Annotated in this window: 17 protein-coding genes; 9 read left to right on the plus strand and 8 right to left on the minus strand. The window is 62.1% G+C overall.

What is annotated here, in order from left to right; translation table 11 throughout:
• Nucleotides 1-160 precede the first annotated feature (160 nt).
• Nucleotides 161-2770 carry a bifunctional aconitate hydratase 2/2-methylisocitrate dehydratase gene (acnB, locus tag AC07Y2_RS09685; RefSeq protein ID WP_039767143.1) on the plus strand — a complete coding sequence of 870 codons (2610 nt, stop codon included), beginning with the start codon at nucleotides 161-163 and terminating at the stop codon, nucleotides 2768-2770.
• A 292-nt stretch (nucleotides 2771-3062) separates the two neighbouring features.
• Here the strand turns inward: acnB and AC07Y2_RS09690 are convergent, their stop codons facing one another.
• From AC07Y2_RS09690 to AC07Y2_RS09700, 3 genes are all read right to left on the minus strand, one after another.
• Nucleotides 3063-4343, minus strand: a complete 1281-nt coding sequence (locus AC07Y2_RS09690) for an HAAAP family serine/threonine permease (protein ID WP_064597506.1) — start codon at nucleotides 4341-4343, stop codon at nucleotides 3063-3065.
• Between the two features lie 255 nt (nucleotides 4344-4598).
• Nucleotides 4599-4769 carry a hypothetical protein gene (locus AC07Y2_RS09695; RefSeq protein WP_166742324.1) on the minus strand — a complete coding sequence of 57 codons (171 nt, stop codon included), beginning with the start codon at nucleotides 4767-4769 and terminating at the stop codon, nucleotides 4599-4601.
• Nucleotides 4770-4820: 51 nt separating this feature from the next.
• Complete coding sequence (locus tag AC07Y2_RS09700; protein ID WP_085667572.1) at nucleotides 4821-5015, minus strand: hypothetical protein; 195 nt, start codon at nucleotides 5013-5015, stop codon at nucleotides 4821-4823.
• Between the two features lie 274 nt (nucleotides 5016-5289).
• On the opposite strand from AC07Y2_RS09700, the gene AC07Y2_RS09705 reads away from it, so the two are divergent.
• Both AC07Y2_RS09705 and AC07Y2_RS09710 read left to right on the plus strand, forming a co-directional pair.
• A complete protein-coding gene (locus AC07Y2_RS09705) occupies nucleotides 5290-5673 on the plus strand; it encodes a tautomerase family protein (RefSeq protein ID WP_007958838.1) in 384 nt (127 codons plus the stop codon).
• 172 nt (nucleotides 5674-5845) lie between these two features.
• The gene (locus AC07Y2_RS09710) at nucleotides 5846-6814 is read left to right on the plus strand and encodes a 2-hydroxyacid dehydrogenase (RefSeq protein ID WP_039767151.1); all 969 of its coding nucleotides are present in this window, start codon (nucleotides 5846-5848) and stop codon (nucleotides 6812-6814) included.
• Here the strand turns inward: AC07Y2_RS09710 and tssA are convergent.
• Genes tssA through AC07Y2_RS09735 form a run of 5 tightly spaced genes read right to left on the minus strand, consistent with a single transcriptional unit; the run spans nucleotide 6811 to nucleotide 14321 of the window.
• Nucleotides 6811-7899, minus strand: a complete 1089-nt coding sequence (gene tssA / locus AC07Y2_RS09715; protein ID WP_039767153.1) for a type VI secretion system protein TssA — start codon at nucleotides 7897-7899, stop codon at nucleotides 6811-6813. The genes AC07Y2_RS09710 and tssA overlap by 4 nt on opposite strands.
• The gene (locus tag AC07Y2_RS09720; protein WP_103385968.1) at nucleotides 7896-11717 is read right to left on the minus strand and encodes a type VI secretion system protein; all 3822 of its coding nucleotides are present in this window, start codon (nucleotides 11715-11717) and stop codon (nucleotides 7896-7898) included. Before AC07Y2_RS09720 ends, tssA begins: the two co-directional genes overlap by 4 nt.
• A complete protein-coding gene (locus AC07Y2_RS09725; protein WP_103385967.1) occupies nucleotides 11714-12478 on the minus strand; it encodes a DotU/TssL family secretion system protein in 765 nt (254 codons plus the stop codon). The genes AC07Y2_RS09720 and AC07Y2_RS09725 overlap by 4 nt, the downstream gene beginning before the upstream one ends.
• 18 nt (nucleotides 12479-12496) lie before the next feature.
• Nucleotides 12497-13828, minus strand: a complete 1332-nt coding sequence (tssK, locus tag AC07Y2_RS09730) for a type VI secretion system baseplate subunit TssK (protein WP_039767161.1) — start codon at nucleotides 13826-13828, stop codon at nucleotides 12497-12499.
• Between the two features lie 46 nt (nucleotides 13829-13874).
• Entirely contained in the window at nucleotides 13875-14321 is a 447-nt protein-coding gene (locus AC07Y2_RS09735; RefSeq protein ID WP_039767163.1) for a hypothetical protein, read from the minus strand.
• Nucleotides 14322-14549: 228 nt separating this feature from the next.
• Between AC07Y2_RS09735 and tssB the strand changes: the two genes are divergently transcribed.
• From tssB to tssG, 6 genes are all read left to right on the plus strand, one after another.
• Entirely contained in the window at nucleotides 14550-15092 is a 543-nt protein-coding gene (gene tssB / locus AC07Y2_RS09740; protein ID WP_007958861.1) for a type VI secretion system contractile sheath small subunit, read from the plus strand.
• A gap of 29 nt (nucleotides 15093-15121) precedes the next feature.
• Nucleotides 15122-16606: a type VI secretion system contractile sheath large subunit gene (gene tssC / locus AC07Y2_RS09745; protein WP_039767165.1), complete on the plus strand. Its 1485-nt coding sequence runs from the start codon at nucleotides 15122-15124 to the stop codon at nucleotides 16604-16606.
• A 77-nt stretch (nucleotides 16607-16683) separates the two neighbouring features.
• Nucleotides 16684-17181: an Hcp family type VI secretion system effector gene (locus AC07Y2_RS09750; RefSeq protein ID WP_025111453.1), complete on the plus strand. Its 498-nt coding sequence runs from the start codon at nucleotides 16684-16686 to the stop codon at nucleotides 17179-17181.
• A gap of 15 nt (nucleotides 17182-17196) precedes the next feature.
• Nucleotides 17197-17640 carry a type VI secretion system baseplate subunit TssE gene (gene tssE / locus AC07Y2_RS09755; protein WP_074688781.1) on the plus strand — a complete coding sequence of 148 codons (444 nt, stop codon included), beginning with the start codon at nucleotides 17197-17199 and terminating at the stop codon, nucleotides 17638-17640.
• The gene (gene tssF / locus AC07Y2_RS09760; protein ID WP_103385966.1) at nucleotides 17624-19417 is read left to right on the plus strand and encodes a type VI secretion system baseplate subunit TssF; all 1794 of its coding nucleotides are present in this window, start codon (nucleotides 17624-17626) and stop codon (nucleotides 19415-19417) included. Before tssE ends, tssF begins: the two co-directional genes overlap by 17 nt.
• Complete coding sequence (gene tssG / locus AC07Y2_RS09765; RefSeq protein ID WP_103385965.1) at nucleotides 19381-20406, plus strand: type VI secretion system baseplate subunit TssG; 1026 nt, start codon at nucleotides 19381-19383, stop codon at nucleotides 20404-20406. Before tssF ends, tssG begins: the two co-directional genes overlap by 37 nt.
• The last annotated feature ends 1 nt before the right edge of the window (nucleotide 20407 follow it).

Here is a 20407-nt window from a genome sequence, read left to right on the forward strand (position 1 = left end):
CTCCCCGTTCTGCAGGCGTAAAACTTTGAAAGCAGCTTCTGTAAGGAATTGCCGGTAATTCTGGCCGAACGACCCACAACGTCGTGAGGAGCATGAGTACGGCAATTTCGGGATGAGCGTCCCGGACACCCATTTGGGACCACTGATGAGGGTAATAACTGTGCTTGAAGCCTACCGCAAACATATCGAAGAGCGTGCAGCCCTGGGTATCGTTCCCCAGCCGCTTAACGCCGAACAAACTGCAGGCCTGGTCGAGCTGCTGAAGAATCCTCCGGCTGGCGAAGAAGCTTTCCTCGTTGACCTGATCACCAATCGCGTACCACCAGGAGTGGACGAAGCCGCCTACGTCAAGGCCGGTTTCCTCTCCGCACTGGCCAAGGGCGAAGTCTCCTCCCCTCTGCTGGACAAGAAGCGCGCTGTAGAACTGCTCGGCACCATGCAGGGCGGCTACAACATCGTGACCCTGGTTGAACTGCTGGACAACGCCGAGCTGGCGCCAGTGGCCGCCGAGGAACTCAAGCACACCCTGCTGATGTTCGATGCTTTCCACGACGTGGCTGAAAAGGCCAAGAACGGCAACGTTCACGCCAAGGCCGTGCTGCAATCCTGGGCTGACGGCGAGTGGTTCAAGAAGCGTCCGGTGCTGGCCGACAAGATCAGCCTGCGCGTCTTCAAGGTGACTGGCGAAACCAACACCGACGACCTGTCCCCTGCTCCTGACGCCTGGTCGCGTCCAGACATCCCGCTGCACGCCCTGGCCATGCTGAAAATGGCCCGTGACGGCATCGTTCCGGACGAGCAAGGCAAGACCGGCCCGATGAAGCAGATCGAAGAAATGCGCGGCCAGGGCTTCCCTATCGCCTACGTCGGTGACGTGGTCGGTACCGGTTCCTCGCGTAAATCGGCGACCAACTCGGTTCTGTGGTTCTTCGGCGACGACATCCCTTACGTGCCGAACAAGCGCGCTGGCGGTTTCTGCTTCGGCAGCAAAATTGCCCCGATCTTCTACAACACCATGGAAGATGCCGGCGCACTGCCAATCGAGTTCGACGTATCGAACATGAACATGGGCGACGTGATCGACCTGTACCCGCACGCAGGCAAAGTCTGCAAGCACGGTACCGACGAAGTCATCACCACCTTCGAAATGAAAACCCCGGTCCTGCTGGACGAAGTCCGCGCCGGCGGCCGTATCCCGCTGATCATCGGCCGTGGCCTGACCGAGAAGGCTCGCGCCGAACTGGGTCTGCCAGCGTTCGACCTGTTCAAGAAGCCGGAAGCACCGGCTGAAAGCACCAAGGGCTTCACCCTGGCGCAGAAAATGGTCGGCAAGGCTTGCGGTCTGGCAGAAGGCAAAGGCGTTCGTCCTGGCACCTACTGCGAACCGAAGATGACCACCGTAGGTTCTCAGGACACCACCGGTCCAATGACCCGTGACGAACTGAAAGACCTGGCGTGCCTGGGCTTCTCCGCTGATCTGGTGATGCAGTCCTTCTGCCACACCGCGGCCTATCCAAAGCCGATCGACGTGACCACCCACCACACCCTGCCTGACTTCATCATGACCCGCGGCGGTGTTTCCCTGCGTCCGGGCGACGGCATCATCCACTCGTGGCTGAACCGCATGCTGCTGCCGGACACCGTCGGTACCGGTGGTGACTCGCACACCCGTTTCCCGATGGGCATCTCGTTCCCGGCCGGTTCCGGCCTGGTCGCGTTCGCCGCTGCCACCGGCGTCATGCCGCTGGACATGCCGGAATCGATCCTGGTGCGCTTCAAAGGCAAAATGAAACCTGGCATCACCCTGCGTGACCTGGTTCATGCCATTCCTTACTTCGCCATCCAGAACGGTCTGCTGACCGTCGAGAAGAAAGGCAAGAAAAACGCCTTCTCCGGCCGCATCCTGGAAATCGAAGGCCTGGAAGGTCTGACCCTGGAACAGGCGTTCGAACTGTCCGACGCCTCGGCCGAACGTTCGGCTGCCGGTTGCACCATCAAGCTGTCGAAAGAGTCGATCACCGAGTACCTGCAGTCCAACATCACCCTGCTGCGCTGGATGATCGGCGAAGGCTACGGCGATGCGCGTACCCTGGAGCGTCGTGCTCAAGCGATGGAAGCCTGGATCGCCAACCCGCAGTTGATGGAAGCCGATGCCGACGCCGAGTACGCCGAAGTCATCGAAATCGATCTGGCCGATATCAGCGAGCCTGTACTGTGCGCGCCGAACGACCCGGACGACGCCCGTCTGCTGTCCAGCGTTGCTGGCGAGAAAATCGACGAAGTGTTCATCGGTTCGTGCATGACCAACATCGGTCACTTCCGCGCTGCCGGTAAACTGCTGGATCAGGTCAAGGGTCAGCTGCCAACCCGTCTGTGGCTGTCGCCGCCGACCAAGATGGACGCTCACCAACTGACCGAAGAAGGCTACTACGGCATCTACGGCAAGGCCGGCGCCCGCATGGAAATGCCAGGCTGCTCGCTGTGCATGGGTAACCAGGCACGCGTTGAGCCGAACAGCACCGTGGTGTCGACCTCGACCCGTAACTTCCCGAACCGTCTGGGCGACGGCGCGAACGTCTACCTGGCTTCGGCTGAGCTTGCGTCCGTCGCTTCGATCCTGGGTCGCCTGCCGACCGTCGAGGAGTACATGGAATACGCTGGCAAGATCGACAGCATGGCGGCCGACGTTTACCGCTACCTGTCCTTCGACCAGATTGCCGAGTTCCGTGAAGCTGCTGCGAACGCCAAGATCCCGGTCGTTCAAGCCTAACGCTGCAACGCAATGAAAAACGCCGCCCATCGCGAGATGAGCGGCGTTTTTTTATGCCTGCTGAACGGCTGGCGCTGATCGTTCCCACGCTCTGCGTGGGAATGCCTCTTGTGACGCTCTGCGTTACGGTTCAGGACGCAGAGCGTCCTTGGCTGCGTTCCCACGCAGAGCGTGGGAACGATCATCTTGGGAGCGAACCTGCCCGCGAAGATCGCAGGCACAAAAAAGGCCGACCCGCGAGGCAGATCGGCCTTTGTGTTTCACAAGATCAATCGGGATCTGGTGTTGAACCTCAAGCCGTCAGCGAATAGATCAACGCCGAAATCGCCACCAGACCCACTGCGGTGACAAACACGTTCGACATCTGCCCACGATAACGGGCCATCGCCGGCACTTTGCGGATCGCGTACATCGGCATCAGGAACAGGATCGCCGCGATGACCGGGCCACCGATGGTTTCAATCATGCCGAGGATGCTCGGGTTCAGGGTCGCCACGATCCAGCACACCACCAGCATGAACGCCGCCACGATGCGGTCCAGCGCCTTGGCGCCCGGACGCTTGCCGCTCTTGACGATCAAGCCCTTCAGGCCTTCGCTGGCACCGATGTAGTGGCCGAGGAACGACTTGGAAATCGCCACAAACGCAATCAGCGGTGCCGCGAACGCGATGGTCGGGTTGCTGAAATGGTTGGCCAGGTACGACAGGATCGACAGGTTCTGCGCCTTGGCTTCGGCCAGTTGCTCCGGCGACAGGGTCAGCACGCAGCTGAACACGAAGAACAGCACCATCACCACCATCAGCAGGTGCGCGCGAGACAGGATCTGCGAGCTGCGCTCATCCGCGTGAATGCCGTAACGACGCTTCTGGTCCACAGCAAACGCCGAGATGATCGGCGAGTGGTTGAACGAGAACACCATCACCGGAATCGCCAGCCACAACGTGTGCAGCAGCGCGGACGGTGCCGGCACTTGCGAAGCGGTGGTCAGGATGCCGCCGTTCCAGTGCGGAATCAGGTACACCGCCAGGAACAGCAGCGCGACGATGAACGGATACACCATCAGGCTCATGGCCTTGACGATCACTTGCTCGCCGCAGCGCACCACGGCCAGCAGGCCGAGGATCAGCACGAACGACAGCAGCGCACGCGGTGGCGGCGTGATGTGCAGTTGGTGTTCGAGGAAACTGGCGACCGTGTTGGTCAGGCCGACGCTGTAGATCAGCAGGATCGGGAAGATCGCGAAGAAGTACAGCAGGGTGATCAGCGCGCCGGCCTTGATGCCGAAATGCTGTTCCACCACGTCGGTGATGTCGGCGCCTTCGCGACCGGAGAGCACGAAGCGGGTCAGACCGCGGTGTGCGTAGAACGTCATCGGGAACGCCAGCAGCGCGAGGATCACCAGCGGCCAGAAGCCACCCAGACCTGCGTTGATCGGCAAAAACAGGGTACCGGCGCCGATGGCCGTCCCAAACAGTCCCAACATCCAGGTAGTGTCATGGCGATTCCAGCTCGACAGTTCGGCTGGTGCTGCCGCCTCAAAGCGTTGTTCGACGCTATTGGCCTGATCATTCATCCGGTCGGATCTCCGCATTCCGGTCACTTGCCACTCGGTCAGGACGCGTCGGAAAAAACCGACAGACATGCTCCGGCCGAAACAGGGGCGCGATTCTCCGCGATAAATGAGCAGAAGCAAAGACTTAGCTGAGGAATGGTTGTGCGGAGCAGATCGGAGGCTTGTCGCTTTTGGGAAAAAGACTGTCGGCACAAGATACGCCAAATGTCGTTTTATGGCATGCGCAGGCGCCGAATGAGCCATGGGAAAGCCCGATCAGATCAATCGGGCCAATATGAAGCCAAGGGACATGCAGAAGATGCCGAAGCCAAATAACCCCAACATCGGAAGCATTTCACCTTTGTGTTTGATGCGCATTCTTTCGACCCACTCATCGTGCTCTCGCTCTGAGCGTTCCATTCTGGCCTTGCGGTCATATGTACTCATGCTGATCTTCCTCTGGGTTCCCTGGGCCTGACTGTTTTGAAAGGCGAACACTCAAAATTTGAAAAAAAATCCTGCTACTGCAGTGAATGCAGTCAACACCCCACCAAATACCGCGACTGGATACAAGTTTGCCTCCCACCTCAGCTTCTTTTCCTCCGCCAGCAGCTTTTGTCTTTCAGCCACGAGCTTTCGTGACTCATGTTCCAACCTGTCGAGTTCCAGACTTTCACGATCGTTATGAAACATTGGCCTTCCTTGGCTGATGGCAATTTCCGTCCGGGTTGCCGCTCCGTCCTGAAGAGCGCATCACGTCATGCTCTCTATGGTTCCGCGCTTCTCACCCCGCCGTATAGCGGATGAATCCGGCAGCACTCGTAGGCAACATCCGTAAATCCCGCAGGACGGTGCGTCCATTTCCTAACGTTTTTAAACAACCTCACTGACCGGCATTTTTCGGCTATACCCAATGGCGAATTGACTGACATTCCCGTCCAGTCCCCCTCGCCTGTGGAGCCATCCCATGCCCCTCGTCCGCGTCGACATCAAGAAGAACCCGGACCCGACGTTCGCCAAACGCATTGGCGAAGTGATCTACGCCGCCCTGCGCAGCGAGATCAATGTGCCGGAACACGACAACTTTCAGGTGCTGGCCGAGCACGACGACCAGCACTTCGTCTATGACCCGCAATACCTGGGGATCCAGCGCAGCGACGGCATCGTGTTCATCCAGCTGACCATCAGCGAAGGCCGCACCGTCGAGATGAAACAACGGCTGTTCCAGACCATCGCGCGCAACCTGAACCAGCAACTGGCCGTGCGTCAGGAGGATGTGTTCATCAATCTGGTGGAGGTGAAAAAAGAGAATTGGTCGTTCGGCAACGGCATCGCCCAGTATGTGACCTGATCCTGTGACCACGGGCGCCGGCCTCACCTTCTGACGAAGCACCCGCGCGCTCCCCGCATCAGCTCCTACACTGCCTGATGCGGGGCCGCGCCAGCCATTGCCAAACCGCTCTGGAGTCAGCACTCTGAACCGACTTTTGCGCCCGAAGACCGACGATCACAGGAGCCGAGCAATGCCCGCCACCGTTCTGGTACTGGTTGAAACCATCAATGACTATTTGCCGATTCTCGAACATCAGGGTTTTCACCTGATTCTTGCACCGACCCCTGCCGAACGCGCGCAAGCCATCGCCACCCACGGGGCGCGGATTGACGCGGTGCTGACCCGCGGCCCGCTGGGTTTATATGCTGAAGAGATCGCCGCATTGCCCGCGCTGAAAATCATCTGCGTGATCGGCGCCGGTTACGAGCAGGTCGACCTGCAGGCCGCCAGCGACCGGGGTCTGATCGTGACCAACGGCGCCGGCGTCAACGCTTCGTCGGTGGCCGACCACGCCATGGCCATGCTGCTGGCGCTGGTGCGGGACATTCCGCGCTGCGATGCGGCGGTGCGTCGGGGCGAGTGGCCGAAAATCATGCGCCCGTCGCTGGCCGGCAAGCGCCTGGGGATTCTCGGGCTGGGTGCGGTGGGGATGGCGATTGCCAAACGCGCGGGCCTGGGCTTCGACATGGAGATCAGCTACCACAACCGTCAGGTGCGCAGCGACGTGCCTTACGCGTTCTGCTCGACCCCGACCGAACTGGCCCGGGCCTCGGACTTTCTGGTGGTTGCCACGCCCGGCGGCATCGGCAGCCAGCATCTGGTGACCCGCCCGGTGCTTGATGCCCTGGGGCCCAATGGTTTCATCGTCAACATTGCCCGTGCCAGCGTGATCGCCACTGCCGACTTGATCACCGCACTGGAACAACGTCGAATCGCCGGCGCAGCGCTGGATGTGTTCGATCACGAGCCACAAGTGCCCGATGCGCTGAAAAACCTCAGCAACGTGCTTCTTACCCCTCACGTCGCCGGGTTGTCACCGGAAGCCACCCAAGGCACCGTTGAGCTGGTGGGCAAGAATCTGATGGCGTTCTTCTCCGGGCAACCGGTACTGACGCCGCTCCAGCTACCGCCGAAACTCAACAACCAGCGCGTGCACTAAAGCACGCCGAGCAAGGTCCACAGACGCCGGGATTCGGCGTCTGCCGAAATCAACTCGCCGAGCAGCTCGCTCAACGGTTTGTTGCCCCACTCGACCCCGCGCCGGATCAGATACGGCACCGGGCTATGGGGTTCGGTGCGGGCCAGGTACTCGGCGATCAACAGCAATTGCCGATAAGCCTCTTCGCGACTGGCGGGTTCGCGCGGCACTGGCGCGGTTTCGACTGAGGCCGTGACCGACGCTTCAACCGGCGAAACCGCGACCGGCGCAGGCGGTGGTGCCGACAGCGGTTGTTGTGGGTGCATGGCGATAAACTCCTGAACCAGTGTCAGCAACGCTTGAAGGGTGTCCTGCAACGGCCCGAGCCCCGGTCCCTGATCTCCCAGATACGCATCGCACCAGGCATCGAGACGCTGCAGGTGTTGCAGGCTCAGCAGCAGATTGCCTTGATGGCGCAGCCAGAAGGCCATGGGCGTGGTCCGCACCTGTTCGATGAGTTTCTTGTGTTCGCTGCGCGCAGTTTCGGCTGACGCCTTGGCGCCTTTGGAGTCGTTGGCCTGCACCTGCTGCATCTGAATCCGTCGCCAGGTTTCGAGGGTATAACCCTCAAAGTCGCTGTTGTGCGTGCCAAATAAAGGCACCCGGGTCAGCAGCACTTCACTGTAGCGACGCACCAGCCACTCCAGCGGAATCGCCCGCCACGACTGGTCACCGTCATCGGCCTGCGGGTGCAACTGTTCGGGATAGCGCTCACACAGACCGGCAATCAGCGCCAGACTGCCCGGCAGTCCGTCGAGTGCCTGCAGGTGCAGCCAGGCCTCGCCCAACCAGGCGCTGAGCATCAGGTCCTTGCTGCGCTCGAGCAATAGCAGGGTGGTCAGCCGCTCGACTTCCGGCCAGTTGGCCCGTTTCAGGGTCGACTGCCAGACGCCGGTGGGCAAACTCGCGTCGTCCTCACGGCGCAGATCGCGCAACTGGTCGTACTCGCGCTCATAGCGCAGGTCCGCACCACAGGGCGCGTCGTCGCTGATGGGCGCAAGCAACTGATCGATCAGGTCAGGCAATGGGATCGAGGGCAGGCTCACAAATCCTCCTTCTGCGCTTCAAGGGCGGCGGTGGTACCGGTCACCTGGAACGGCGAACGCGGCGCACGGGTCGGCAACGGCGGAATCGACAACGGCAGTTTCGAGCCCTGGCTCATCAGAGACACGCGCACGAACATCCGGGTGAATTCGCTGGTGACGCTGTCATTCTGCGCGGTCACCGGCAGACGCAGGCTCAACGGAAAATCGGTGTAATCCATGCTCGGCTGACGTTGCACCGAGAAGTGCGCGCGCATCAGGCGCAGCAGCGACCACGGCCCGCCATACTCCCAACCGGCCTCCAGATCGCGCACCACCAGGTTCGGTTGCAGCGGGTCGTTGACCGGACGCTCCTTGCCGTTGCGCGCCCAGCGCAGGGTCAGGCGGATCGGCTGACCGGGCATCCAGCGCAGGTTCGGCTGGTCGGCAGCGGGATAGCTGATCTGCTGATTACCGGCCAGCAAGCCCCAGGCAATCACCTGATCGGCGCCCCTCTCTTCTTCGCGATCGGTGCGCCAGCGCACGTCGAGTTCGACGCCGAGAATCCCGCTCTTGTCCCGCACGAACAGCGGCGTCAGCCAGACGCTGGCCTGTTTCACCCGGTTGAGAAAATCTTCCGCCGCCAGCCGCTCCGGGGTCTGGCTCAGAACCAGTCCGGCCTGAGCCACCGGCAAGCGCTTGTCGATGATTTCCAGAAAGTGCTGAACCCGCGCCGGGTCGGCATCCTGAGCCTGAACACCGTTGGCAAAAGGAAAGCGATCGGCCAGGTACTGATTGAAATAGCCGGCCAACTCGTTCCACGCGGCGGCTGCCTGTTGCTGTTGCAGGAGCTGGCAGCGTTGCAGGGCCGACTGCTGCAGCTCCACCGCACGCATCGCCAGGGTGCCACGCCCGCCGGTCAGATTGGCGGTCTGCAACACCTGCACGCAGGAGCCGGTGTCCATTTCAATGAAGTCGCGGCTGACCAGTTGCTCGATCTGCGCCGGTGAACTGGCGGGGTTGGAATCCTTGTACTTGAGCAATTCGTCGTTGAGCGCGCTGAACTGGGTCACGCGCTCGTAATCCAGCGCCGACAGATTGCCCTGCTGGTTCTTCAGCCACTCCAGCGCCGGAGCGCGACGCTCGGTGATGCCGAGCATGGTGTTGAATTGCTGCTTGAGGCTCAGTTTCAGATCCTGCACATCGCTGGCGCCATAGAGTTGCAGGCCGAGGTTTTTCGAGCCGTCCCACTGGCTGATTTCCGTACGGCCGCCGAACAGCGGCTGCGCGGTAATTTCATCCAGCCCGCCGACAATCTGCGCCATCGCCCGGCGGTTCAACGCCCCTTGCAGACGCGCCGCCAGATCACTGCGATGCACCTCGACAAAGGCCTTTTGCAGGTTCATTGCCTGCACCGCCTGCACGTTGAACACCGCGTAGGCATGAGTCTGGTCATCGTGATCCTTGAGGCTCAACCACATCGCCTGCGCCGCGGCGGTTTCAGCCGCTTGCAGCAATGCTTCGCGATAGGCCGGCGGAATGCGCGGCAGCTCTTCGGCAACGTAAGTTTTATAGCTGGCGAAATAATTCAGAGACACGTTGAGGTCATCGCCATCCACGGTCTGACCTTGCCGATTGACGCTGTTCTGACTGGCGCGCAGGGCAATCGAGACAAAGTCGCGCTTGAACAGGGCCTGCACCGCGTTGTTGAGCTTGACCACCTGATCCTGCAGCGCCAGTTGCCCGCTGCCCTGCTGCACCAGCAGATTGCCCCGCGAACCCACCTGGGCGATCCATTGATCGCGAAAACTCTGCTGCAACTTACCGGCCTGCGCATCAAGCTGCTGCTCTACGGGCGGGCCCAGCAATGAACTCTTGCGCACCTTGTCGAGAAATTCGCGATAACCCGGCACCAGCTCCTGACCCTTGCCGCGACTCCAGGTCGAGTTGGTCAGGGCGATCGCCGCTTGCAGGTCGTCGATCAGGGCGCGCAGGTCTTCCAGTTCGGTGAGGCTGTTGCCACTCCCGGCTTCAAGCTGTTCCAGATGCAACTTGAGGTAGCCGGCCTTGCTGACGAAGTTGTCGGCCAGAAAATACTGATCGAGCCAGCGCTCCATCAGCCCGGTGAAATTACTCACGATCAACGGCCGTTCAACGCTCAGATCCAGAGCCTGGAAGTCGCCGCCATCACTGGCTGCGAGCAGCCGGTTGTAGTAGGCGGCATGGGGCAAGGTGCCGGCGTTGAGGTTGAGTGACAGCGCGCTGTTGCTCAGCTGCGCCAAATCCTCCAGCGGCGTCCGCTGATTGTTCTGTACCTGGGCGAACAACTGATTCTGTTGTTCCAGACGCAAGGCCCGCTCGACCAGATCCGTGGCCTTCTGATAATTCTGCCACTGCGCCGGGTCTTCGCTTTCGACGCTGGCGCGCCGGTCGGTGGCGCGGATCGCCTTGATTTTCGCGAGCTCCGCGACCAGCAGATCGTGCAGCGGTTGCAGCATGTGGCGCTGGGTCGACCTGAACACTTCCTGTTCGAGTCGCCCGTCCAGCGAGGAAAACCATGACGTCGGAAAGGCCAGCGAAACGTAGTGCCAGTGCGGCGCCCGTTCCAGCACCCGCCAGAAGTTCTGCACGTTGCGCCGGGTCGGCTCGACCCGATGCTCGTCGTCGGTGACCGCCACGTAATTTTTCTGCGCGCCCAGCAGCAGCCGCGCCAGTTCATGGGCGTCCTTGACCGACGCCTGCCAGACCCAGAGCATCGCCACCGCCCACACCACCCCGACCACCAGCGCCACCCCGGCGGTGACTCGCTGCCAGCGCTGGCGCAAGCGCAACAGGCGCGGCACGCCCTGGGCCAGCCCGCGTTCGCCGACTATTCGCTGGCGCCACAACTGACGGACAAATGCACTTTGCTGCAGACCGCTGTCACCGGCAGAAAAGCCGTCCAGCGCATCGTCGGCCGGCTGATTGGCCGTCAGGTAAACGCCACGAAAACACGGTGCCTCACCCTGAGCATTGCCTTGAAACACCGGCTCAAGCACGTTCTGCAAACCGCGGCGCAGGGTTTCCAGACGTTCCGGCAAGGCGTACAGATCCGCACTCAAATGCCCGGACAAGGTGCCGATTTCGATCACCGCTTCCGCCACCGAACGGTGCAGCCGATCCAGCGCCTGATCGCTCCATTGCCCCTGCCACACCGCATCGCGGGCATAGGGCGACGACCAGCCCAGGGTGCGATCGCGAGCCTCGTCCGGCAAGGCGCTGATCAGTTCCTGAAATCCCGGGAGTTCTTCCAGCCCGGTGATGACCACGTACACCGGCAGGCTCAGACCAAAACGTTGCAACAGATCGATGAAACGCCGACGCGCCGCCAGCCCCAGTTGCGTAGCCTGTTCCAGATTGCTCAACCGACTGACCGGCACCGTCCAGATCACCCCGTCCAGCGGACGCTTGCTGCGCAGGCGCAGGATCAACCCGAGCAGGCGCCACCAGCCGCCGCGTTGCAGGTGCATGCCGTCTTCCGGCAGAAACAGTGCCTGCGGCACCACCAATACCGCGCCTTCGGAGTCCGACCACCAGCGACCGAACCACGCCGGTTTATCAGTCGGCTGCAAACGCCACTGGGTGGCAAGTTGCGCGCCCTGGGTTTCATCGCCGAGCATCAGCAGCCACGGCATCTGATACCGGTCGTGGGCACCCTGCTCCTGTTCCATGTGCCGCACCGCAGCGTAGAAACTGCGGATCGCCGCGCCGCTCTGGGTACGCAACCACCACACCGCCACCGCGATGATCACCAGCAGCAGAAGGATGGCGACCACCCAGGCCACGATCGTCAGGGTACTCATGAGTCTTGCTCCGGCGCCGTCAGCGTATCGGGCGCCTGCAACACCGGCTCCAGTTCCTCACGGATGTCACGCCACAGAAACTGCCCGAGCCCGGTCAGCAGCAGAATCATCGCCAGAATGCCCAGCGCCAGACGAAAGCCATCGGGCAACGCCGTGCGCACCGGCAACTGCAAGGGTGTCGCCAGCGAAGGCTGTACCAGACGCAGGCTGACACCCTCGTAATCGGCCTCGTCCTGCCAGGCAAACGTGAACAGCGCCCGCCGCCATTTCTCTCGCTGCACCTGGCCCTGCTCACCGCGCAGGCGTCCGTGAAAACCGAGGATCAGACACTGCAAATACACGTTGGCCAGATCGCGGGTGGTGGGCTGCTGTTCATCGAGCAGGGTCTGGATCGCCGCCGGCACTTGCTCGCCGGCCTGACGGCTGGAATACAGTCGCGACTCCAGGGGCTTTTCCTGCCAGGCACTCTGGCCCGGCCACGGGCTGAACAGCAGGGTTTCATCGACCAGCGCGACAAACGCGTACACCAACGCCTTGACCTGCTCGGTCGCCGAATCGCCGACCCGGGCAAACGCGGTGCGCCACAACCGTTGCGAAGCCTGGGTCGAGAGTTCGACCACGGTTTCGACCAGCGCCGCTTCGTCCTCGCTGTCCTTGGGCAACTGGCTCCAGTCATGCGACCACTGCTGCCAGGTGTGGCGGAACGCACTGCTCAGCGGAGCGTCCTGCAACCCGAGGCTTGCGGCACTTCCTTGCGACATACGACGTTCCTTGTGTGATCAGGCACGTTCACTGTTCTGGGCGACAAACAACACTACTTGCCACGGACTGCTGGTCAGCCGGGTGGCCGGCGCGGCGATCATCAGCGGCAGTTGCGCATCGAACCAGCTACCTTCGGCGGTCACCACGAACAACCGGGTGTCGTCGCCGACGCTGTAGGCCACCTGCTCGCTGCGGCTCATGGCCTGATGCGTCAGACCGCTCATGCGTTGACGGCTGAGCAAGGTAATGTGCGGAGCCGAGGCGATGATCGCGCCGCGCAGCCATTCGTCGGCCGCCTGCTCGCTGGCGCCGTTGGGCATGCGCAGGCCGATGACCAGACGCTGGCTCGGTTGCTCGTCCGGCAACTGAATGGAAAAACTCTGCTCGCCGCGCTCGAATGCGATGCTGCGGTAACCGGCGCGGATCAGCTCCAGGGTGTTTTCCAGCCAGTCGAGCAGCGGTTCGTAACCGCGCTGCAATTCGAGAAAATCCAGTGGCGCAAAGGCCGGTACGCCCGCCAGCGGGTCCAGCGCCGACCACGCACCGGCGAGTCCCAGCAGTTGCACATAAATGCTTTGCGGATGAGCGACACGGCTGATCAGCGCCCCTTCCACTTCCGGCAACCGCGCCCACAACGCCGTCATCTGCCGACGGATTTCCAGCGCGTCATCCTGATTGCCGGCCTGTTGCGCCTGGCGCAATCGCCCGCCGAGAAACAGGCACTTCTCCCGTGCCCGCGCGCAGAGCCCGGCCACCCGCCGACCCAATGGGGATTCCGGCAACAGGACCGGTGTCGGCGGCGTATACGGCAATGGCAGGAAACCGCCGCCCTCCTTGCGGATTTTCAGCAGCGGCAGGCAGATCGAATCGGCCTTGTTCAGTTGCGTGCACAGCCGTGGATTGGGACGCCACACCGTGATCGATTCAGGAAATTCACCGCTGGTGAGATCCGGCAATGCCTCGCCGACCACCGATTGCAAACGTCCCTTGAGCGGCAACAACTGGCCGGCGCGCCACAGCGGACTGATCGCCAGATAAACCGTCACCGTCGCATCCTCCGTGGCGTCGATCGCGGCAGCGACGTCCAGCTCCAGCGTCGGGTCGACGCCGACTTGCAGATTGACCGGCAGACCGTCCGGCATCGTCCCCTGTAACGACAGCACCCGCACCACCCCGGCGCTCATCGCCGACGGGTCGAACTCCATGTGGCTGACGCCGAAGAACCACGGATTGCACGACTGAGCCAGATGCGCTCCAAGGGCCTCGGCCCGCAGGCCCTGTAACTGAAAATGCTGGGGCAGCAATTGCATGCCTTCATGCCAGCAGACCGCGTCAGGTAGCAGACTCATACGACTCCCTTCGACTGCACCGCGAACCGGCGGCGGACGGTGTGTTTCAGTTTTCCTTGCTGACCAGGCTCATCTCGCGACTGTCGAACTTGAGCCATGCGTCGCTCTGATCGTCCAGCCGCAGGCGGTGCGCTCCGGGAGTGTTATAGCTGGCGAAGACCAAAAGTCCAGCCGCCCGCTTGCCCCCCAAAGGGAACGGCTGGCGGTCGATGAATTGCCCCGGCACCAGCTCCAGTCCCCACACGCTCATCAGCTGACGATAGTCGCGCTGGTACTGCTCGCGCTCGGCGAACCACTGGCGGGCACTGATGCCCGACAATTGCTTGAGCAGATCCGGATCGTTGACCGCGATGAAATCCACGGCGATCGGGGTGTCGTCATTGGCCTTGGGGGCGACGTCGAGGGTCAGGCTGTCGAGATCGACTTTCGGCCCGAAAAACGAACAACCGGCGAGCAGCGCAAACCCGATTGTTAGAAAAAGTCGTGCAGACAAAATGAATTTTCCTTTTCGCCAGTCAGTCCAAAAAAGTTTTTCGCTTGCATTTTTATAGACCTGTTCTAGCGTCTTGGGTAGTTCGGTTCCTACAGCCGAATGAGGAAGGTTTGTCAAAGGAACGACAGGTCATCTGCCACCCTTTCTAACCTGTGGTCCAGCAAGGGAAAGCGATGAACGGGCCTCCCCGATGCATTGCGCCCGCTCATCGCATCGGAGTCCGCCGACATGGCAGAAAGTACCCAGCACAAGCTCGACCGGGTTCGCCCGCCCCGCGTGCAAATCACCTATGACGTCGAAATCGGTAATGCCATCGAGAAAAAGGAATTGCCGCTGGTGGTCGGCATCCTGGCCGACCTCTCGGGCAAGCCGCTCGAACCCTTGGCGAAACTGACCGAACGCCGTTTCACCGAAATCGACCGCGACAACTTCAACGACGTCCTCGCCTCCATCGCCCCCCGCGCCACGCTGCAAGTCAACAACACCCTCAGCGGCGACGACAGCAAGCTCAATATCGAACTCAACTTCAAGCACATCGACGACTTCGACCCGGTCAAGGTGGTGGAGCAAGTCACGCCGCTGCGGCGCCTGTTCGAAGCCCGCCAGCGCTTGCGCGATCTACTGACCAAACTCGACGGCAATGACGATCTGGACAAGCTGCTGCGCGACGTCATCGCCAACACCGAAGGCTTGCAGGAAATCAAGTCGGCCCGCCCGGACACCGCTGTCCCGGCCGCTGATGCCGAAGCTCCGGCCGAACCGCAAGCCTGATCGTCCACCTGACCGAGGAAGAATTCGCCATGCCCGCCGCCGCCCAGAATCAAGCCAGCGAAAATGCTGCTGCCGAGACTTTATCCCTGCTCGACCGAATCATCGCCGAGGGCCGCATGGCCCATGACGACAGTCAGCAGGATTACGCCCGCGACATGCTCGCGGAATTCGCCACCCAGGTACTCGACGAAGGCATGGCCATCGACAAGGACACTGTGGCGATGATCAACGACCGCATCAGCCAGATCGACGAGCTGATCAGCGCCCAGCTCAACGAAGTGCTGCACCACCCGGACCTGCAAAAGCTCGAAGCGTCCTGGCGTGGCCTGCACATGCTGGTACAGAACACCGAAACCAGCACCCGGCTGAAACTGCGCCTGCTCAACGTGACCCAGAAAGAGCTGCAGAACGATCTGGAAAAAGCCGTCGAGTTCGACCAGAGCGCGCTGTTCAAAAAGATCTATGAAGAGGAGTACGGCACCTTCGGTGGCCACCCGTTCAGTCTGCTGGTGGGTGACTACACCTTCGGCCGTCACCCGCAGGACATCGGCCTGCTGGAGAAACTGTCGAACGTCGCCGCCGCTGCCCACGCGCCGTTCATTGCCGCCGCCAGCCCGCGCCTGTTCGACATGAACAGCTTCACCGAACTGGCCGTTCCGCGTGACCTGTCGAAAGTGTTCGAGAGCCAGGAGCTGATCAAGTGGCGCTCGTTCCGCGAAAGCGAAGACTCACGCTACGTCTCTCTCGTGCTGCCACACTTCCTGCTGCGCCTGCCTTACGGCCCGGACACTTCGCCGGTGGAAGGCATCAACTACGTCGAAGACACCAACGGCACCGACCACAGCAAATACCTGTGGGGCAACGCCGCGTGGGCACTGTCGCAACGCATCACCGAGGCCTTTGCCAAATACGGCTGGTGCGCGGCGATCCGTGGCGCTGAAGGTGGTGGCGCAGTCGAAGGCCTGCCGGCGCACACCTTCCGCACCAGTTCCGGTGATCTGTCGCTGAAATGTCCGACCGAAGTGGCGATCACCGACCGCCGCGAGAAGGAACTCAACGACCTCGGTTTCATCGCCCTGTGCCACAAGAAGAACAGCGACATCGCGGTATTTTTCGGCGGCCAGACCACCAACAAATCCAAGGTCTACAACACCAACGAGGCCAACGCCAACGCACGGATCTCGGCGATGTTGCCGTACGTGCTCGCGGCCTCGCGTTTCGCCCATTACCTGAAGGTGATCATGCGCGACAAGGTCGGCAGTTTCATGACCCGCGACAACGTCCAGACCTATCTCAACAACTGGATCGCCGACTACGTACTGATCAACGACAACGCACCGCAGGAAATCAAGGCGCAATACCCGTTGCGTGAAGCGCGGGTGGACGTCACCGAAGTGGCCGGCAAGCCCGGTGCCTATCGCGCAACGGTGTTCCTGCGGCCGCACTTTCAGCTTGAAGAGCTGACCGCATCGATCCGTCTGGTCGCGACCCTGCCGCCTCCGGTAGCAGCCTGACCTGTCTGCGCCCCCAGGTTTTTCCTGCGGGCGCTCCCCCGTTTGCCTGGCACGACACCTTTCAGGAGTTTCAAGCGATGGATGCAATCATTCTCGACCTCGGCGGCGACATCAAAGGCGACAGCCTGCTCGAGGGTTACAAGGACAAGATCGAAGTCATGTCCTACAGCCACAACGTGGCGATGCAGGTGACCAACGACGTCAGCAACTCGGAGCGCACCTCCGGCCGGCCGCACATCGGTGAATTTACCCTGACCAAATTCATTGACAGTTCGACCCCCTCGCTCAACGAGTATTGCTGCGCCGGCAAGCCGATCCCGGAAGCCAAGATCACCATCGGTCGCAACGCCGCCGAAGGCAGCGGGCAGATCATGCCGTTCATCATCTACACCTTGACCAACGTGGTGATCTCTAACGTCAGCGTCAGTGGCGGCACCGGTGGCAAACCGGTGGAGACGCTTTCCCTGAACTTCACCAAAATCAAATGGGAACTCACCGCGCAAAAGGACGACGGCACCAAGGAAGGCACCGCCGGCACGGTCTGGGACCTGGCGGCGAACAAGGCCAGCAAGTAACCGGACGCAACGGCCATGGCAGGCACGGGCATTCTCCCGCCGCTGTTCGAACGCATCGCGTCCAGCGAGACGGACGTCGTGCAGGTGTTCGATCGCCAGGACCTGCTCGATTCGGTGCACACCGAACTGGCGCGCCTGTTCAACACTCGCCGTGGCCCGCGCACCCTGACCTCCCCGCCCAGCGTCATCGATTACGGCATCGCCGACTGGAGCGCCCTGCAACAACAGCGCAGCGATGACCGTCGTCGGCTGGCGCGGGACATTCGCGAAGCCGTCACCCATTTCGAACCGCGTCTGCTGCTCGGCGAGGTTCAGGTCAATCCCCTGCCCGAGCATCCGCAGCGCCTGAGCATTCGCCTGCTCGGCGAGTTGCGCAGCGGCTCGCAGCACTGGCCGGTGGCCTTTGTCATCGAGCCCGGCAATGAAGGGCTGGAGGTGCGCCATGAGCGACTCGATTGACCCGCAACTACTTGACTACTACCAGCGCGAACTGACCTGGCTGCGACACGCCGGCGGACAGTTTGCCGAGCGTTATCCGAAAGTCGCGCGACGTCTGGAATTGTCTCCCGGCGAATGCCCGGACCCGCATGTCGAACGATTGCTGGAAGGTTTCGCCCTGCTCGCCGCACGTCTGCAACGGCGGCTGGATGACGACTACGCCGAGTTCAGCGACGCATTGCTCGAACAGCTTTATCCCTTGGCCATGCGCCCGCTGCCGTCCTGCGCCATCGTCCAGTTCGAGCCGGATCCGAGCAAGGGCAACCTCGACGGCGGCTATCCCCTGCCCCGGGACACGCCGCTGTTCGTCACCACCAGCAAGGGCGAAAGCATTCACTTTCGCACCAGCGCCGCTGTGCGGTTGTGGCCGGTCGAAATCAGCGAAGCCTTGTTGCTCGGCAGCGATGAAGCGCAGGCGCTGACTGGCGTTGCGCAGTCCCGCTCGGCGCTACGCCTGAGCCTGCGTAGTCTCGGCGACAGCCAGTGGTCGGAGCTTGGCATCGACCACTTGCGCATTCACCTGGCCGCGTCACCGGTGGTCAACGCCAGCCTTTATGACTTGCTCGGCGCCCACGCGGTGCAAGTGTTGGCCGGCTCGCCCGGGAGCACTCCTGCCAGCGTGAAAGGCCTGCCGAAGATCGTCGGTTTCGCCGACGACGAGGTGCTGCTGCCGGACGAAGACGGCGTGCATCCGGGCATGCGTCTGCTGGCCGAGTACTTCGCGTTCCCGGATAAATTCCACTTCTTTGATCTGCCACTGTCCGGCGTGTCGAGTGACAGCCAGACGCTGTATCTCTACATCGTTTTTGATCGGGCCCCGGCCGGCCGCTTGCACTTGCAGGCCAGCGATATCGCGCTGGGTTGCGCACCGGTGATCAACCTGTTTCCGCGCACTTCGGAGCCGCTGCGCCCGGACGGCACCCGCAGCGAATACCGACTGATCGCCGACAGCCACCGGGAAAACAGCGTCGAAATCCACAGCATTCGTAGCATCCGCGCCAGTTCCGCCAGCGGTGTGCAACGGCTGCCGGCGTACTACGGCAGCCAGCACAGCAGCGGTGACCGGCAACGTTACTGGCATGCGCGACGGGTCAACGGACAGACGCCGAACCGGCTCGGCAGCGATCTTCTGGTCAGCATCGTCGACACCCGTTTCGAACCGCAGACCGACCTGCCCGATTACAGCCTGACCGCCGAATTGCTCTGCACCAATCGGCATCTGGCCCAGAGCCTGCCCGCCGGTACGCCGCTGGGTTTCGAACGGCCGGGCCCGGTGGCATGGGCACGCCTGCGCAATCCATCGAGCCCGCAGAGCCTACCGCGTCTGGACGGTGATTCGCGCTGGCGGCTGGTGTCGCAACTGACCCTCAATCATCTGTCACTGGTCGAAGGGCCCCAGGCGCTGGATGCGCTGAAGGAAATCCTGACCCTGCACAACCTGCGCGATGAGGCCAGCGCCCTGCGCCAGATTGAAGGTCTGCTGAGCCTCGGTTGTGAACGAGTGATCGGACATGTCGGCGCCGATGCCTGGCGCGGCTGGCGCAACGGGCTTGAAGTGCAATTGCAGCTTGATCCACAGCATTTCGTCGGCAGCAGCGCGGTGTTGTTCTCGGCGGTGCTCGCGCAGTTCTTTTCGGTGTACGCAACGGCCAATCGCTTTGTGCGCACGGTGCTCATGCAGGCAGACAAGGAGGTCAAGACATGGCAACCCCAAGCCGGCATGCCCCTGTCGCTCTGACCCTGAGCCAGCGCCTGCGCCGTGATCCGCAGGCGTTCGAATGGTTGCAGGCGTTGCTGTTGCTGGAGCGCGAACAACCCCAGGCCGACTCCCTTGGTACGGGTACATCGCCACAGGCCGAAGCGCTGAAATTGCGCGGGCCGCTGACGCCGTTGTTCGCCGCCAGCCAGATCGAAAGCCTGGAGGAAAACCCCGGTGAACCGCTGACCCTGAACTCGCCGATGTTCGGCCTCGGCGGCCCCGACGGCCCGCTGCCTTACGCCTATCAGGAATGGCTGCAACAACGGGCACGAGCCAAGGATCATGCGCCCGCCGAGTTCCTCGACCTGTTCCAGCATCGGTTGCTGAGTCTGCTGTACAAGGTGATGCGCAAACACCGGATCGCCCTCGGTTTCACCACGCCCGGCGCTTCGCCGGTGCAGGCGCAACTGCGGGCGCTGACCGGGTTATTGCCCAAATCCCTGCAAGAGCGCCAGGCGATTCCCGACTGCGCCGTTCTGGCATGCACCGCGTTGTACGCCGATGGCCGCCGGTCATTGGCGGGGTTCGCGGCGATTGTCCGTGAGCAGTTTACCGTGGCGGTGGAACTGAGCGCTTATGAAGGGGCGTGGCGTGAGATTCCACGCGCCAGCCGCAGCGTCATGAAGGCCGGCGGACGCAATCTGCAACTCGGCCGCAGCGCTGTCGCCGGTACTCGGGTGTGGGATGAACACGCCGGGATTCGCCTGACGCTCGGGCCATTGTCTTCGGCGCAGGCCGGACGTTTTCTACCGGACGGCGAGACGCATCCGGCACTGGCGAGCCTCGCTGCGCTGTATTTCGGCCCGGATCTGGACGTGAAACTGGTGCTGCTGGTGCGCGGTGCGGGGCCACTGCAACTCGGCCGACAAACCCCGGCCCTGTTGAGCTGGAACGGTGGCCTGCAACGGCAGACCAGCCTGGCCGTACAACGGATCGAAACCCGCCTGCGTCAGCTGGAGATCACCTGAA

This window comes from Pseudomonas sp. GW456-12-1-14-TSB6 (assembly GCF_059424205.1).

Excerpts from the sequence above, each read along its gene's own strand:
- AC07Y2_RS09690 (WP_064597506.1), bottom strand. The coding sequence starts at position 4,343 with ATGAATGATCAGGCCAATAGCGTCGAACAACGCTTTGAGGCGGCAGCA.
- AC07Y2_RS09695 (WP_166742324.1), bottom strand. The coding sequence starts at position 4,769 with ATGAGTACATATGACCGCAAGGCCAGAATGGAACGCTCAGAGCGAGAG.
- AC07Y2_RS09700 (WP_085667572.1), bottom strand. The coding sequence starts at position 5,015 with ATGTTTCATAACGATCGTGAAAGTCTGGAACTCGACAGGTTGGAACAT.
- AC07Y2_RS09705 (WP_007958838.1), top strand. The coding sequence starts at position 5,290 with ATGCCCCTCGTCCGCGTCGACATCAAGAAGAACCCGGACCCGACGTTC.
- AC07Y2_RS09710 (WP_039767151.1), top strand. The coding sequence starts at position 5,846 with ATGCCCGCCACCGTTCTGGTACTGGTTGAAACCATCAATGACTATTTG.
- AC07Y2_RS09720 (WP_103385968.1), bottom strand. The coding sequence starts at position 11,717 with ATGAGTACCCTGACGATCGTGGCCTGGGTGGTCGCCATCCTTCTGCTG.
- AC07Y2_RS09725 (WP_103385967.1), bottom strand. The coding sequence starts at position 12,478 with ATGTCGCAAGGAAGTGCCGCAAGCCTCGGGTTGCAGGACGCTCCGCTG.
- tssK (WP_039767161.1), bottom strand. The coding sequence starts at position 13,828 with ATGAGTCTGCTACCTGACGCGGTCTGCTGGCATGAAGGCATGCAATTG.
- tssB (WP_007958861.1), top strand. The coding sequence starts at position 14,550 with ATGGCAGAAAGTACCCAGCACAAGCTCGACCGGGTTCGCCCGCCCCGC.
- tssC (WP_039767165.1), top strand. The coding sequence starts at position 15,122 with ATGCCCGCCGCCGCCCAGAATCAAGCCAGCGAAAATGCTGCTGCCGAG.
- AC07Y2_RS09750 (WP_025111453.1), top strand. The coding sequence starts at position 16,684 with ATGGATGCAATCATTCTCGACCTCGGCGGCGACATCAAAGGCGACAGC.
- tssE (WP_074688781.1), top strand. The coding sequence starts at position 17,197 with ATGGCAGGCACGGGCATTCTCCCGCCGCTGTTCGAACGCATCGCGTCC.
- tssF (WP_103385966.1), top strand. The coding sequence starts at position 17,624 with ATGAGCGACTCGATTGACCCGCAACTACTTGACTACTACCAGCGCGAA.
- tssG (WP_103385965.1), top strand. The coding sequence starts at position 19,381 with ATGGCAACCCCAAGCCGGCATGCCCCTGTCGCTCTGACCCTGAGCCAG.